This is a genomic window from Streptomyces bottropensis ATCC 25435, from assembly GCF_000383595.1.
GTDB lineage: Bacteria > Actinomycetota > Actinomycetes > Streptomycetales > Streptomycetaceae > Streptomyces > Streptomyces bottropensis.
Genome location: NZ_KB911581.1, coordinates 1,205,298 through 1,218,455, shown reverse-complemented (window position 1 = coordinate 1,218,455; position 13,158 = coordinate 1,205,298). Strand labels below are relative to the sequence as shown.

Annotated in this window: 15 protein-coding genes and 1 pseudogene; 10 read left to right on the top strand and 6 right to left on the bottom strand. The window is 68.5% G+C overall.

All coding sequences use genetic code 11. The features are described 5' to 3' along the window. Positions 1-49: 49 nt before the first annotated feature. Positions 50-1,645 carry a beta-N-acetylhexosaminidase gene (locus STRBO_RS0105515; protein ID WP_005481004.1) on the bottom strand — a complete coding sequence of 532 codons (1,596 nt, stop codon included), beginning with the start codon at positions 1,643-1,645 and terminating at the stop codon, positions 50-52. A gap of 288 nt (positions 1,646-1,933) precedes the next feature. On the opposite strand from STRBO_RS0105515, the gene STRBO_RS0105510 reads away from it, so the two are divergent. The 5 genes from STRBO_RS0105510 (at position 1,934) to STRBO_RS0105490 (ending at position 6,528) form a co-directional block, all read left to right on the top strand. Then, complete coding sequence (locus STRBO_RS0105510; RefSeq protein ID WP_020113897.1) at positions 1,934-2,563, top strand: 2-oxo-4-hydroxy-4-carboxy-5-ureidoimidazoline decarboxylase; 630 nt, start codon at positions 1,934-1,936, stop codon at positions 2,561-2,563. 527 nt (positions 2,564-3,090) lie between these two features. Beyond that, positions 3,091-3,471, top strand: a complete 381-nt coding sequence (sdhC, locus tag STRBO_RS0105505; protein ID WP_078531457.1) for a succinate dehydrogenase, cytochrome b556 subunit — start codon at positions 3,091-3,093, stop codon at positions 3,469-3,471. A gap of 5 nt (positions 3,472-3,476) precedes the next feature. Next, positions 3,477-3,968, top strand: a complete 492-nt coding sequence (locus tag STRBO_RS0105500) for a succinate dehydrogenase hydrophobic membrane anchor subunit (protein WP_005481010.1) — start codon at positions 3,477-3,479, stop codon at positions 3,966-3,968. A gap of 23 nt (positions 3,969-3,991) precedes the next feature. Then, positions 3,992-5,749: a succinate dehydrogenase flavoprotein subunit gene (sdhA, locus tag STRBO_RS0105495; RefSeq protein ID WP_005481012.1), complete on the top strand. Its 1,758-nt coding sequence runs from the start codon at positions 3,992-3,994 to the stop codon at positions 5,747-5,749. After that, complete coding sequence (locus STRBO_RS0105490) at positions 5,749-6,528, top strand: succinate dehydrogenase iron-sulfur subunit (RefSeq protein WP_005481014.1); 780 nt, start codon at positions 5,749-5,751, stop codon at positions 6,526-6,528. The genes sdhA and STRBO_RS0105490 overlap by 1 nt, the downstream gene beginning before the upstream one ends. Positions 6,529-6,742: 214 nt before the next feature. Here STRBO_RS0105490 and STRBO_RS0105485 read toward each other — a convergent pair whose 3' ends face one another. From STRBO_RS0105485 to STRBO_RS0105475, 3 genes are all read right to left on the bottom strand, one after another. Next, on the bottom strand, positions 6,743-7,006 hold the full coding sequence (locus STRBO_RS0105485) for a TM2 domain-containing protein (protein ID WP_005481016.1): 264 nt from the start codon (positions 7,004-7,006) through the stop codon (positions 6,743-6,745). Between the two features lie 335 nt (positions 7,007-7,341). Further along, positions 7,342-7,740, bottom strand: a complete 399-nt coding sequence (locus tag STRBO_RS0105480; protein WP_020113896.1) for a DUF2752 domain-containing protein — start codon at positions 7,738-7,740, stop codon at positions 7,342-7,344. After that, positions 7,733-8,257: a TM2 domain-containing protein gene (locus STRBO_RS0105475; RefSeq protein ID WP_005481020.1), complete on the bottom strand. Its 525-nt coding sequence runs from the start codon at positions 8,255-8,257 to the stop codon at positions 7,733-7,735. Before STRBO_RS0105475 ends, STRBO_RS0105480 begins: the two co-directional genes overlap by 8 nt. Positions 8,258-8,876: 619 nt before the next feature. Between STRBO_RS0105475 and STRBO_RS0105470 the strand changes: the two genes are divergently transcribed. The 3 genes from STRBO_RS0105470 (at position 8,877) to STRBO_RS0105460 (ending at position 10,605) form a co-directional block, all read left to right on the top strand. Continuing rightward, positions 8,877-9,263: a type II toxin-antitoxin system RelE/ParE family toxin gene (locus STRBO_RS0105470; protein ID WP_028796472.1), complete on the top strand. Its 387-nt coding sequence runs from the start codon at positions 8,877-8,879 to the stop codon at positions 9,261-9,263. Beyond that, positions 9,260-9,577, top strand: a complete 318-nt coding sequence (locus STRBO_RS0105465; protein ID WP_005481022.1) for a helix-turn-helix domain-containing protein — start codon at positions 9,260-9,262, stop codon at positions 9,575-9,577. The genes STRBO_RS0105470 and STRBO_RS0105465 overlap by 4 nt, the downstream gene beginning before the upstream one ends. 236 nt (positions 9,578-9,813) lie before the next feature. After that, positions 9,814-10,605 carry a LamG domain-containing protein gene (locus tag STRBO_RS0105460; protein ID WP_005481024.1) on the top strand — a complete coding sequence of 264 codons (792 nt, stop codon included), beginning with the start codon at positions 9,814-9,816 and terminating at the stop codon, positions 10,603-10,605. Between the two features lie 90 nt (positions 10,606-10,695). Here the strand turns inward: STRBO_RS0105460 and STRBO_RS0105455 are convergent, their stop codons facing one another. Beyond that, on the bottom strand, positions 10,696-11,148 hold the full coding sequence (locus tag STRBO_RS0105455) for an ATP-binding protein (RefSeq protein ID WP_005481025.1): 453 nt from the start codon (positions 11,146-11,148) through the stop codon (positions 10,696-10,698). 217 nt (positions 11,149-11,365) lie between these two features. Here STRBO_RS0105455 and STRBO_RS0105450 point away from each other — a divergent pair, with 217 nt between their 5' ends. Both STRBO_RS0105450 and STRBO_RS41385 read left to right on the top strand, forming a co-directional pair. Further along, positions 11,366-12,229, top strand: a complete 864-nt coding sequence (locus STRBO_RS0105450) for a helix-turn-helix domain-containing protein (protein WP_005481027.1) — start codon at positions 11,366-11,368, stop codon at positions 12,227-12,229. Between the two features lie 14 nt (positions 12,230-12,243). Beyond that, entirely contained in the window at positions 12,244-12,456 is a 213-nt protein-coding gene (locus STRBO_RS41385; RefSeq protein ID WP_078531458.1) for a DUF397 domain-containing protein, read from the top strand. A gap of 432 nt (positions 12,457-12,888) precedes the next feature. Here the strand turns inward: STRBO_RS41385 and STRBO_RS45860 are convergent. Further along, positions 12,889-13,156, bottom strand: a pseudogene (locus tag STRBO_RS45860) (IS701 family transposase); the annotation flags it as partial. Positions 13,157-13,158 lie beyond the last annotated feature (2 nt).

Below are 13,158 nucleotides of genomic sequence, written 5' to 3'. Positions count from 1 at the left end.
CCGCCCCGCCCGTCCATTCGATTCACCGGCGACGCGCCCCACCACCGCCTCAGCTCACCTTCCCCGCCAGCTCCCGGAACTGCGCCCAGCTCAGCGTCGGCTTCCCCGGGTCCCACAGCTTCTGCGACAGCGCCCGCAGCGGCATCCGCACGCCCGCCGCGACCTGCGCCTCGGTCTGCCGGTTCGCGAGGTCGCACCAGACGGCGAACGACCCGCCGAGGATCTGGTCGTCGTACCGGGCCGGAACGGCGGTCGTGCCGCGCAGCACCCGTGGCGTCCAGGACTCGTAGATGCGCTGTCCGGTCGGGTAGAAGAACTGGTTGGGCTCGCCGAGGACGTAGTACAGGTACTCGTCGTTGTAGTTGATCACCTGCCGCCCGGCGCTCAGATACTCGACGGGCTGCCGGGCCCCGATCTCCTTGCCCGTCCAGTACGCGACCTGGATCGACTTGTCCGCCTGGACCGAGCCGCCCCGGAAGAACCCGTCGTTCCAGGCCCGCACGGTCCGGTCGTGGCCGCGCATCACCTTGGCGCGGTCGTTGAGCCAGCCGGTCGCGAGGTCGGCGACGGTCGCGCCGGCGCCGTACTTCTGCCGCGCGGCGGCGGCCAGCTGCGGATAGGACGCCTCGGGGTTCGACGCCATCAGCGCCCGGTACTCGTCCCCGCCGAGATGCCAGTACGCGCCGTCGAAGAGACCGGCGTACTCGTCGAGCAGCTCGTCCACGACCACGGCCGACCTCGGGTTGGAGATGTCGACGGCCCCGCTCGCGGCCACGCCCTGGGCGTTGCGCAACTGCAGCCCCGGATTGCCCGCGATCACGGCACCCAGATGCCCGGGGGAGTCGATCTCCGGTACGACCTGGATGTGCCGGCTCTTCGCGAGGTCCAGGATCTTCCGCACCTGGGCCTTGGTGAGGTGCTGGTCCGACACCACCTCGGGGTGGCTCGTGGAGGCGATGCGGAAGCCCTGGTCGTCGGAGAAGTGCAGCCCGAGCTGGTTGTACTTCAGGTCGCCCAGCTCACGGACGCGGTCCTCGATCCAGCCCGCCGTGAAGTGCTTGCGCGCGATGTCGAGCATGAACCCGCGCTGCGGCTTGGCCGGCTCGTCGCGGACGACGCCCTCGGGTGCCGTACCGCCGCCGCGCACCTCCTGCTTCAGGGTGCGCGTCCCGTAGAAGACGCCTGCCTCGGCGGGCGCGGCGATCCGTACCCGCCGGTCCTTCACCGTCAGTGTGTACGCCTCCGACCCCGGCCGGCCGGCCCCGGTCAGCGCCAGCTCCACGTCCCCGGCGCGGGGGCGCGCGTCCCCCGCGTAGGCCAGCCCCAGCTCCCCGGCGGTCAGCCGCCCCTCGTCGGCGAGCGCCGCGTTCCGTACGACGACCCGGCCGCCGTCGGCGGGCTTCCAGCCGGGGCCGCGGGCGGCCTCGTGCTGCCGTACGGCGGGGATGGTCCGCGGTTTCTGGGACAGCGGGTACGAGCGCGAGGGGGACGGGGACGCGGAGGGGGCCTTCTCGGCGGCGTTCACGGACGAGCCCGCCCGCGACGGCTCCGAGCCGCTGGGCGTGCGTGTCCCGTCGCCCGGCCACACGGTCACGGCCACCGCGACCGCGCCGCCCGCCAGGACGGCTCCCGTACCCAGGAGCAACCCTTTCGAGGTGATCGCCGTCTTCCTGCGGGGTGCCCTGCGCCGGCCTCGGTTCACGACGCGCCCCCGGTCCCGATCCCGGTCAGCATCCACGACAACTCACGCACCTCTCGCCCGCACCTTCCCCCGGTCCTGTCCCGACTCTCTCGGCTCTCTCGGCTCTCTCGACACGCCCGGCTCTCTTCCGAGCCCTTTCTCGAACCTACGACGTTCCACCGTCCCATCAGTCCACCACAGGTTCCGAAACTCTCCCGTTCGGGTGAATTTCGGGCATCGAACGGATAGCCCATGACCCGCCTCGATAACGTGGTGGCACCTTTCGCACAACCTGCCCAGCCGACCCCTACGCACCGCCGAGGAACCACGCTGCCTCCGCACCGCCTCCCCCGCCTCCCCGGCCAGGTCGCCATACCGGAGCAGGTCCGTACGCCCGGCCCGTCGGCCCTGGAGCGGTTCAACCACGCCCCCGCCGACACCGCCCGCCAGATCCTCCTCACCTGCCTTCGCAGCCTCCGCTGGGCCCACCGCCTCACCGACCACCGCCCCTACCCCGACCTCGACGCCCTGCTCGCCGCGTCGGACGAGGCGGCGTACGACCTCACGGCGGCCGACCTGGCGGAGGCGCTGGCCTGCGAGACCCTTCCGCCCCTTCCCGACGACACCTACGGCGTGGCCCACACCGCCCTGAACGCCGCCCACGCCGCCTACGAGGCCCGCTTCGGCCACGTCTTCGTGATCTCCGGGGCCACCACCCGCCCCGACGAACTCCTCGACCGCACCCTGGAGGGCATCCGCTCCCGCCTCTCGAACGACCCGGAGGAGGAGCGCGTGGTGGTGGCCGAGGAACTACGCCGCCTGGCAAGAGAACGCCTGACCAGCCACCTCACCAGGGGCGCGGGGAACCGCGCGATCTTCTAGGGCACGGAGGGCTGAGCGCCCTTCGCAGGAGCGGGGGACTGCGCAGTCCCCAGGGGCGCCAGGAACCCCACAGCCTCTCGGGGGCGCGGGGGCGCCGCAATACTGGGGCGCGCGGGGAACGGCATGGCGTCTTCGGGCCGCGAGGAGCGGCGCAACCTCTTGGGGCGCGGGGAACTGCGCGATGTTTTCGAGGACGCGTGGAACCTCGCAGCGCCTAGGGGCCGCGGGTGACGGCGGGATCGCCTCAGGGGCGCGGGGAACCGCGCGACCAGCCCCCACCGAACCCGCACCCGGCACCCCACCAGCACCCCCACCCCGGGATGCCGCCAGCACCCCCACCCCGGATGCCGCCCACTACTCACCCTTACGTGCACCTTTGTATGCCAGTTTGATCACACCAACCCTCCCGGCTTAAGCCAAGTGCAACGACGTCGCTACCATGGCCGGGGCCGGTGGACCGTACCCGGCCGGGTCAGACCGACAAGCAAGCCGGCCGGCCCCAATCCCCGCTCCCGGAGGGTTCTTCCGTGCCGGCTGGAACGCTGTACCGCGGCCGGGAAGGAATGTGGTCCTGGGTGGCTCATCGAGTCACCGGCGTCCTCATCTTCTTCTTCCTGTTCGTACACGTGCTGGACACCGCTCTCGTCCGTGTCTCCCCAGACGCCTACGACAAGGTCGTGGCCACGTACAAGACGCCGATCGTCGCGCTGCTGGAGTACGGCCTCGTCGCCGCCATCCTCTTCCACGCGCTCAACGGTCTTCGGGTCATCGCCGTCGACTTCTGGTCCAACGGCCCCCGTCACCAGAAGACGATGCTGTGGTCGGTCGTCGGCATCTGGCTCGTGCTGATGATCGGGGCCCTGTACCCCGTCCTCGGCCACGCCGTCCGTGAAGTCTTCGGGAGCTGAGGCAGATGTCCACCACTGAAACCGCCGCGTCCGGCATCGGCCCCGTCGAGGGCGCCGGAGAGCTGTCGGGCTACAGCCCCGACAACCCGGCCCCCTTCATCGAGCCGCCCCGCAAGCGCACCAAGAAGTCCCCGAAGTCGACCCGCGGCAATTTCGAGATGGCCGCATGGCTGTTCATGCGCCTGTCCGGCATCGTCCTGGTCGTCCTGGTCATCGGCCACCTGATCATCCAGCTCGTCCTCGACGGCGGCGTCTCCAAGATCGGCTTCGCGTTCGTCGCCGGCCGCTGGGCGTCCCCGTTCTGGCAGACCTGGGACCTGCTGATGCTGTGGCTCGCGATGCTGCACGGCGCGAACGGCCTGCGTACGGTCATCAACGACTACGCGGAGCGTCCGAACACCCGCCTGTGGCTGAAGGGCCTGCTCTACACCGCCACGGTGTTCACCATCCTGCTGGGCACGCTGGTGATCTTCACCTTCGACCCGAACATCCGCTAGGCACGGGGCTGAGGCAACCGATCATGAAGATCCACAAGTACGACACCGTCATCGTCGGCGCCGGCGGCGCCGGTATGCGCGCGGCCATCGAGTCGACGCAGCGCAGCCGCACCGCCGTGCTGACCAAGCTGTACCCCACCCGCTCCCACACGGGCGCCGCGCAGGGCGGCATGGCCGCCGCGCTCGCCAACGTGGAGGAGGACAACTGGGAGTGGCACACCTTCGACACGGTCAAGGGCGGTGACTACCTGGTCGACCAGGACGCCGCCGAGATCCTGGCGAAGGAGGCCATCGACTCCGTCCTCGACCTGGAGAAGATGGGCCTGCCGTTCAACCGCACCCCGAACGGCACGATCGACCAGCGCCGCTTCGGCGGTCACAGCCGGAACCACGGCGAGGCCCCGGTCCGCCGCTCCTGCTACGCGGCCGACCGCACCGGCCACATGATCCTCCAGACGCTGTACCAGAACTGCGTCAAGCACGGCGTGGAGTTCTTCAACGAGTTCTACGTCCTGGACCAGCTGATCACCGAGGTCGACGGCGTCAAGAAGTCGGCCGGCGTCGTCGCGTACGAACTCGCCACCGGTGAGATCCACATCTTCCAGGCGAAGGCCGTGATCTACGCGTCCGGCGGCACCGGCAAGTTCTTCAAGGTGACGTCGAACGCGCACACCCTGACCGGTGACGGCCAGGCGGCCGTCTACCGTCGCGGGCTGCCGCTGGAGGACATGGAGTTCTTCCAGTTCCACCCGACCGGCATCTGGCGCATGGGCATCCTGCTGACGGAGGGCGCCCGCGGTGAGGGCGGCATCCTCCGCAACAAGGACGGCGAGCGCTTCATGGAGAAGTACGCGCCGGTCATGAAGGACCTCGCGTCCCGTGACGTCGTCTCCCGCTCCATCTACACGGAGATCCGCGAGGGCCGCGGCTGCGGTCCCGAGGGCGACCACGTCTACCTCGACCTCACGCACCTCCCGCCGGAGCAGCTCGACGCCAAGCTCCCGGACATCACCGAGTTCGCGCGGACGTACCTCGGTATCGAGCCCTACACGGACCCGATCCCGATCCAGCCGACCGCGCACTACGCCATGGGCGGCATCCCGACGAACGTCCAGGGTGAGGTCCTGATCGACAACACCACCGTCGTCCCGGGCCTGTACGCCGCCGGCGAGGTCGCCTGCGTCTCCGTGCACGGCGCCAACCGCCTCGGCACGAACTCGCTGCTCGACATCAACGTGTTCGGCAAGCGGGCGGGCATCGCCGCCGCCGACTACGCCTCCCGGACGGCCGACTTCGTCGAGCTGCCGGAGAACCCGGAGTCGCTGGTCGTCGAGCAGATCGAGCGGCTGCGCTCGTCCACGGGCAACGAGCGCGTGGCGGAGCTGCGGCGCGAGCTGCAGGAGACCATGGACGCCAACGTCATGGTGTTCCGCACCGAGCAGACGATCAAGACGGCCGTCGAGAAGATCGCCGAGCTGCGGGCCCGCTACAAGAACGTGGCGATCCAGGACAAGGGCCGCCGGTTCAACACCGACCTCCTGGAGGCCGTCGAGCTGGGCAACCTGCTCGACCTGGCCGAGGTCATGGCCGTGTCGGCGCTCGCGCGCAAGGAGTCCCGCGGCGGTCACTACCGCGAGGACTACCCGAACCGCGACGACGTCAACTTCATGCGTCACACCATGGCGTACCGCGAGGTCGGCGACGACGGCTCCGAGACCGTCCGCCTCGACTACAAGCCGGTCGTCCAGACCCGCTACCAGCCGATGGAGCGTAAGTACTGATGGCAACCCCGACCCTGGACAAGGCGGACGCGGCAGGCAGCCCCGAGCCCGGTTTCGCCGACTCCCCGTACATCACTGTCACCTTCCGCATCCGTCGCTTCAACTCCGAAGTCTCGGCCGAGGCGACCTGGCAGGACTTCCAGCTGGAGATCGATCCCAAGGAGCGCGTCCTCGACGGTCTCCACAAGATCAAGTGGGACGTCGACGGCACGCTGACGTTCCGCCGATCCTGCGCGCACGGCATCTGCGGTTCGGACGCCATGCGGATCAACGGCAAGAACCGTCTGGCCTGCAAGACACTGATCAAGGACATCAACCCCGAGAAGCCGATCACGGTCGAGCCCATCAAGGGCCTCACGGTCCTCAAGGACCTCGTCGTGGACATGGAACCGTTCTTCCAGGCGTACCGGGACGTGATGCCCTTCCTGATCACGAAGGACACCAACGAGCCGACGCGTGAGCGCTTCCAGACCGCCGAGGACCGCGAGCGCTTCGACGACACCACGAAGTGCATCCTCTGCGCCGCGTGCACGTCTTCGTGCCCGGTGTTCTGGAACGACGGCCAGTACTTCGGTCCGGCCGCGATCGTCAACGCCCACCGTTTCATCTTCGACTCGCGTGACGAGGCCGGGGAGCAGCGGCTGGAGATCCTCAACGACCGTGACGGCGTGTGGCGTTGCCGCACGACGTTCAACTGCACGGACGCCTGCCCGCGCGGTATCGAGGTCACCAAGGCGATCCAGGAGGTGAAGCGGGCGCTCATCACGCGCCGCTTCTGATCCGCCGCCACAACGCATGACGGAGGGCCCGCAGGTGACCTGCGGGCCCTCCGTCATGCACGCGCCACTTGGCGCACGCGCGGGCGTGCGCACGCCCCGCCCACCAGGGCTTCGTCCCCACGCACGAGGGCCTCGTCCCCGCGCGGAGCTCAGAGGGAAGCTCCGGGCGGACGAGGCCCTTCGGTCGATCACCCCGAGGTGATCAGCAACGCGATCAGCCGCGCAGGACACGGCCCTGGGCGTCGGTGCGGTCGTTGCTCGTGAGGAACAGGATGCCGTCGATCAGGGACCAGAAGCCCAGACCACCGCAGGTGAGGAGCTGGGCGACGCCCACGCCGACGGAACCGACGTAGAAGCGACCGATGCCGAGCGTGCCGAGGAAGAGCTGCAGAATGCCGGCGACGATCTTCGACTTGTCGGAGTAGGGGCGCCCCTGCGGGTCGTGGCCGAAGGGAGCGTCAGGGGTGGGGACGGTCATGGAAATAACTCCTGGATGTACCGAACTGAATGACCGAAGCGGATTGCTTCGGGGGGAGTCCAGGAGAGAAGGCGCGGCAAAAGCCCGGCAGCGATCGGGCACGGCAAATACCGGCCAACCGATCGAGCACGACGTAGTCCCCCGTCATCCCCCCTGTAGCCGTTGCAGCGTAGTGAGGTTCAAGGGACGGAGGGGAGGGCAATCAGGCGATCGTTCCGATTCCGTGATCCGATTCCAGCCAACTTGCTACAACTGGGCAAGATAAAGCGGGCGTAAGGGATTTACGGGGGTCGACAGCGGGAACGCGACGGGGTTCTGCACTCCCACAGTCCCGCTCAGTGCAGGTTGCGGACGATCGTCCACGTCACCGCGATGCCCAGGATCAAGGCCTGGGTGCGGGGCTTGAGTTCGGGGCGCCAGCGGCGGCCGCGCAGACCCTCGACGGCCCAGCGGCCGAGCAGCGCGAGCGCGAAGGGTGCGGCGAGCAGCAGGACACGGTTGTCGTGCCAGGCGGCGTCGAACCGGCCGTGCATCAGGTCGTACACCATGCGGGTGCCGCCGCAGGCGGGGCAGAGAAGCCCCGTGACATAGCGGAACGGGCACTGGGGCAGCACCTGGCCGGGCTCGTGCGGGTTGGTGCCGTACAGGTACGCGGCGCCCGCCAGCCCGGCGGCGGCCACCGCGAGGGGGGCCGCCGCCGGATGCCGGAGGGTGGTGAGGCCGCGCTCAGCCACGCAGGACACGTCCGTTGGAGTCCGTGGTGTTGCTGCTCGTCAGCAGGATGATGCCGTCGACGAGCGACCAGATGCCGAGGCCGCCGCAGGTGAGGAGCTGCGCGATGCCGAGGCCGACATGCCCGATGTAGAAGCGGCCGACGCCGAAGGCACCCAGGAACAGCGAGAGGATGCCCGCGACGATCTTCGACTTGTCGGAGTACGGGCGCCCGTAAGGGTCGTAGCCGTACGGGGCGTTGGGGTCACCGGTGTACGCGCCGCCCGGCGTCGGAGGCACCTGGTAGCCACCGCCCTGGGGGTAACCGCCCTGCTGGGGGTAACCGCCCTGCTGCGGATAGCCGTAACCGGGCTGGCCCGCACCCGGCTGCTGGTAACCGCCCGGAGCCCCGTACGGGTCGCCGGCCTGCGGAGCCCCGTACGGGTTGGCGCCCGGCTGGCCGGGGGCCGCGCCCGGGTACCCGTATCCGGGCTGCGGCGGCTGCGGGGGCTGAGCGGGCTGCTGAGGCTGCTCGGTCACGGTACTGACTCCTGCGTGTTGTTTGCTTGAGCGGCTGGAACGGCTGGAACGGCTGAATAACTGAATATGGGCTGTCCGTCATATTGCAGGAGGGAAGGGCCCGGAGAGAAGTTGTTACTTCGGCCGGGCACCCGCCGACTCCCGCGTGTGGGCGGAGTCACATCCCTCGGACGTGATCCCCGTGCCCCTAGGGCGAGCAGCATCGCCTTGCTGAGGATGACTTCGAGCATACGGTCGCCCTCATGGGGGAGTCAGCCGGTCTGCGCGGTTCCGTTCCCCGCATCGCCCCCGTTCCGACTTCCGTTGGCGTTGCCGACGGCCGACCCGGGGACAAGACGCTGGCCCGGCGGGGGGCGTGGGATCCAGCGCTCCGCCCGCAACCGACTGCGGCAGCCCGCGCGTGCGGGCGATGCCAGGCAGTCGACGGACAGCCGGTGCCAGGTACACCAACCCCTGAGTGCGGCGGAAGAGTTGCCCCGAAGGGTGGCACTGGAGGCAGGGCGGGAGCGGCCTGCGAGACAGGACAACCCCATCGGGTGATCCGCGTCGGACTGTCGGGCCGGATGGCATCCAGTACACCAGAGTACTAGTATGTACACATACTACACGGTGATCGCTGATGGCCTGGCATCTTGAAATGACCGGCGAGGTGCGCGACTGGCCGCACAGGCTACGCAAGGACGACCGCACCACGGCACGACTGGTGGGCCAGGCGATTCAGGCACTGGTGGAGGAGGGCCCGGACCTGGGACGCCCCCTGGTGGACCGGATCAAGGGGGCCGGCCTGCACCGCCTCAAGGAACTGCGGCCGGGCTCGGCCGGAGAGACCGAGATCAGGATTCTCTTCGCCTTCGATCCCAGGCGCAGCGCGGTACTCCTGGTCGCGGGCGACAAGGCGGGGCGCTGGACGGCGTGGTACCGCCGCGCGATCCCCTTGGCCGAGGAACGCTATACCGAGTGGCTGGACCACCTGGCCCGCCGCCGTCACGAGGAGACAGAGCGATGACCAGCTTTCACTCATGGGACGAGGTCAAGGACGAGGTCTTCGATGCCGACGACCTGGACGCGATCATGGCGGGCGCCCGCCGAATGGTCGCCGAGGCACGCGCGCACCGACTGGCGGAGATGCGCAGGCAACTCGGCCTCACCCAGCGCGAGGTGGCCGACCGTATGCACGTACGACAGGAACGGGTGTCCGCCATCGAACGCGGCAGGACCGAGTCCGCCGAGGTGGGAACGGTCGCGGCTTACGTGGAGGCCCTGGGCGGAGAACTGGAGATCGTCGCGAACTTCAACGGGACCCGGGTGGTGGTGGCATAGCCCGGCACCGCCCTCCTGCGCCACCGCGGCCACGACCACGACGGCGCCACGGGCCCTCCTCGCCGGGGGCGTGACGGTGAGACGCGTCCGTTCTTCCGAGCGGGCACATCCGGGATGACGACCGACACGGTGATGGATCTAAGCCTGGACCATAGTTTCCTGCAGTGGAGGTGGCGTGTGGCTGGATCGCGTCCAACTCGTAGGAAAGATCAGGCTGTTGATCACACACTGAACCCATGACCATCCTGAGGAAAGCCGCGGCCGCACTGTCGGCCGCGGCCGCGATCCTGATCGCGATACCCCCCACAGCCTCGGCGACGCCCGTCCACCACGACACATACGGCGGCACCCTCGTCCGGGAGAACTTCAACCGTCTCCCCCTCGGCCCGGTCACCAAGGGCCGAGGCTGGACCACCGACACCTCCGACGGCACGCTGACGGTCGAGCGCGGCACCGCCGGCCACGGCCGTGAACTCCGCCTCCGCGCCGAGGGCAACGGCCGCGCCTTCGTCGTCCTGCCCGACCTCGCCCCGCCCGGCAACAGCCTCTGGGCCCGGATGCGGCTGCGCGTGACCGAGTTCCCCACAGCCCCCGACTGGGCCCACTGGACCCTCGCGGAGGCCTCCGGCGCCGACTCTCCCACCCTCGTCCGCCCCCTCGGCGGCCAGTACGCCCCCACCGACAAGGGCAACTTCTGGGGAGTGGGCTCCGACCTGGGCCCGACGGGCGACTGGACGAACTGGAAGACCTCGGCGCCGGCGGTGGCCGGGAAGTGGCAGTGCGCGGAGTTCCACCTGGATGCCACGGACAACCGGGTCACGGTCTACCTGAACGGCGTGGCCCAGCCCGACCTGACCGTCTCCACGAAGAACCACGGCGGCACGACGGACGACTTCACCTTCCCCACCTTCGACAAGCTCAAGCTGGGCTGGCAGCTGTACCAGGCGGGCCCGACACCGGCGTCGTTCGAGATGCGGATGGACGACATCGCGGTGAGCAGCAGGCGGGTGGGGGGCTGCACGGCCTGAGCAAGGGGGCCGTGCACCGCGCTTCCCCTAATCCCGAAGCCATAGCTCCTGAGGGGCCGCCCGTTCTCCGCGAACGGGCGGCCCCCTCGCCTATACGCCCGGGAAACCCCACTCCGCCCACACCTCCTTGCCACCGCCGCTGCGGCGCCCGTTGACGACGAGGTAATGCCCCCACTCGTCAGCGCACGCCCTCGACAGCCACAGCCCCCGCCCACTCTCGGCGTCGAGCCCCGGCCCCGGCCTCTCGCGCGGCGCACACGGGCTGCTGTCCCACACGCTCAGCCGCAGCCGCCCGTCGGCACGCAGAAGCCGTACAGCAACCGAATCCCTCGTATGAGCAAGGGAGTTCGTGACCAGCTCGGAGGCGACGAGTTGGACGTTGTCGAGGACGGTGGGATCGGCTCGATAGCGGGTGAGTACGGCTCGCACATGTGCGCGGACGATGCCGGGGCCGAGGGGCGAGTGGGGGATTCGGAGGGCGTATTCCCAGTCGGTGTCGAATGGGGAGTCTACAAAGGGGGCGTTGAGGGCGAGTTCGGTCATGGACGCAACTCCTCTTTGAGCTACGGGGGGTGGATAGGGGACAGAGAAACGGCAGTCAGGTGACGCATGCGGTGGCTCTGCCGCCGAGTCGCTGCTCTGCATGGGCAGGCAGGGGCGGTGCACTTCCGGGAACGTCATGTCACGGTAGGTAGTTGATGTGATACCAACCGTAAATCAGGTGGCTACAATACTGCTACCGAACGTGGAAACTTCCTGAATGGGAGCAGATGTGCCACCGAGGCCCACAGCAACCGCCAGGCAACAACGACTAGGCGCCGAGCTGCGCAAACTACGCGAGCGCGCCGATCTGTCCACCCGTGCGGCAGGCCAGAAGCTGGGCGTCGATCCAGCCCGGATCAGCAACATCGAGTCCGGGAGATTCGGCGTTAGCGCCGATCGAGTTCGAGCGTTCGCACTTGGGTACGACTGCGACGACGAGCCGTACGTCGAGGCGCTGGCCGCCATGACCGCAAGCCGCTCCCGCAACTGGTGGGACGACTACCGCGACCTCCTGCCACCGGTCCTGCTGGACCTGTCGGAAATGGAGGAGCACTCGACAGCGCTCCGCACAGTCCAGTTCACACACCTGCCGGGACTACTCCAGACACCGGACTACGGCCGCCTCGTCTTCCAGCAGAACGTCCCGGCGCTCTCGCCACCCTTGATCGAGCACCGCCTTTCCCACCGCATCAAGCGCCAAGGCGTCCTCTATGCGGACGACCCGAAGCCGTACACAGGGATCATCCACGAGGCGGCCCTGCGCATGCAGTTCGGTGGCCCTGAAGTCATGCGCAAACAGCTGGCGCACATCGCCGAGATGAGCGAGCGTGAGCACGTGACGGTCCTGGTGCTCCCGTTCGCAGCGGGAATCTTCCCCGGCGCTGGCCAGACGGTGGTCATCGCCCACGGCCCGCATCCCCGATTGGACACCGTGCAGCTCGACACGGAACACGGTTCGGAATTCCTGCACGCGGAGGCACAGATGGAAAAATACCGGACGATCATGAGCCGCATGGAGGACCTCGCACTGGACGCCGCTGCCTCTCGCAACTTCATTCACGCCATGATCTCAACCCCCTGAAAGGCCACCACTCGATGTCCGAACTGCACTGGCAGAAGTCCTCATTCAGTAGCGAAGCCAGCAACTGCATAGAGCTGCTCACAGCCCCCGACGGAACAATCCGTCTTCGTGAATCCGACGACCCAGCGGTCACACTGAACTTCCAGCCCCGGGGACTCACCGCCCTGCTTCACACGGCGCGCCGAGGTATATGCACCCACCGCACACGACCACTCGCGTCGAGTTGACCTCACCTGTCGGCAACGACACCGAAAGCGTCAGTGCAATACGTGTGCTCGATACCCCGGGGGAATAAGCGAAGTCAGTGTCGCCAGCCCGTGCCGCCAACCTTGATCACCCGATCCATGGGTTTCTGAAGCGTTGCCGAAACAGCACCCAGTCCCGCCGGTGCTCTGTCCAAGCCCCAACGCGCTGATTCATCCGCAGAGTTCAGCTGAGGTGCACTCACTCCGCGGTCGCTGTGCACGATGCATCCGGAGTTCGGGCGTCCCGGCCGTGGGCCATCCGCAGCGCGTCGACCACCAGCTCGGCGCGGTGGTGGTCCGCAATCGCGGAGCCGATGACGTTGCCGATGGCCAGGTCCAGCCATAGGCCGCCAGGCCGTGGCCGAGAGTGGGACGTACCGGTGGTTCGTTAAATCCGGCGGTAGAGGTCAATGCTGTGTGGTGGTGACTGCGTCGATCAAGGTTCGGAGGTCGAGGGTTGGGTCCTTGTCCGCCCAGGCTTGCCACCACTGGTGGAGGATGACGGTGGGGGTCAGCCAGGAACGGATGGCGCGTAAGGCCCTGGGCCGGCAGGGCTGGTGGGACGGGGGGGGCCGGTCCCTCATCTCTGCTCTTCGTCGGGGCAGGGGTCCGGCGCGGTGACATCCAGGGGTCCGGGTGGGGTGAACCACTGGGCCCAGCAGAAGGAGAAGGCGCAGTTGACCT

Coding starts and splice junctions, on each gene's coding strand:
- STRBO_RS0105465 (WP_005481022.1), top strand. CDS start 9,260: ATGACCAGCTTTCACTCATGGGACGAGGTCAAGGACGAGGTCTTCGAT.
- STRBO_RS0105455 (WP_005481025.1), bottom strand. CDS start 11,148: ATGACCGAACTCGCCCTCAACGCCCCCTTTGTAGACTCCCCATTCGAC.
- STRBO_RS0105500 (WP_005481010.1), top strand. CDS start 3,477: ATGTCCACCACTGAAACCGCCGCGTCCGGCATCGGCCCCGTCGAGGGC.
- STRBO_RS0105490 (WP_005481014.1), top strand. CDS start 5,749: ATGGCAACCCCGACCCTGGACAAGGCGGACGCGGCAGGCAGCCCCGAG.
- STRBO_RS41385 (WP_078531458.1), top strand. CDS start 12,244: ATGTCCGAACTGCACTGGCAGAAGTCCTCATTCAGTAGCGAAGCCAGC.
- STRBO_RS0105450 (WP_005481027.1), top strand. CDS start 11,366: ATGGGAGCAGATGTGCCACCGAGGCCCACAGCAACCGCCAGGCAACAA.
- STRBO_RS0105460 (WP_005481024.1), top strand. CDS start 9,814: ATGACCATCCTGAGGAAAGCCGCGGCCGCACTGTCGGCCGCGGCCGCG.
- STRBO_RS0105470 (WP_028796472.1), top strand. CDS start 8,877: ATGGCCTGGCATCTTGAAATGACCGGCGAGGTGCGCGACTGGCCGCAC.
- sdhA (WP_005481012.1), top strand. CDS start 3,992: ATGAAGATCCACAAGTACGACACCGTCATCGTCGGCGCCGGCGGCGCC.
- STRBO_RS0105485 (WP_005481016.1), bottom strand. CDS start 7,006: ATGACCGTCCCCACCCCTGACGCTCCCTTCGGCCACGACCCGCAGGGG.
- STRBO_RS0105510 (WP_020113897.1), top strand. CDS start 1,934: ATGACCCGCCTCGATAACGTGGTGGCACCTTTCGCACAACCTGCCCAG.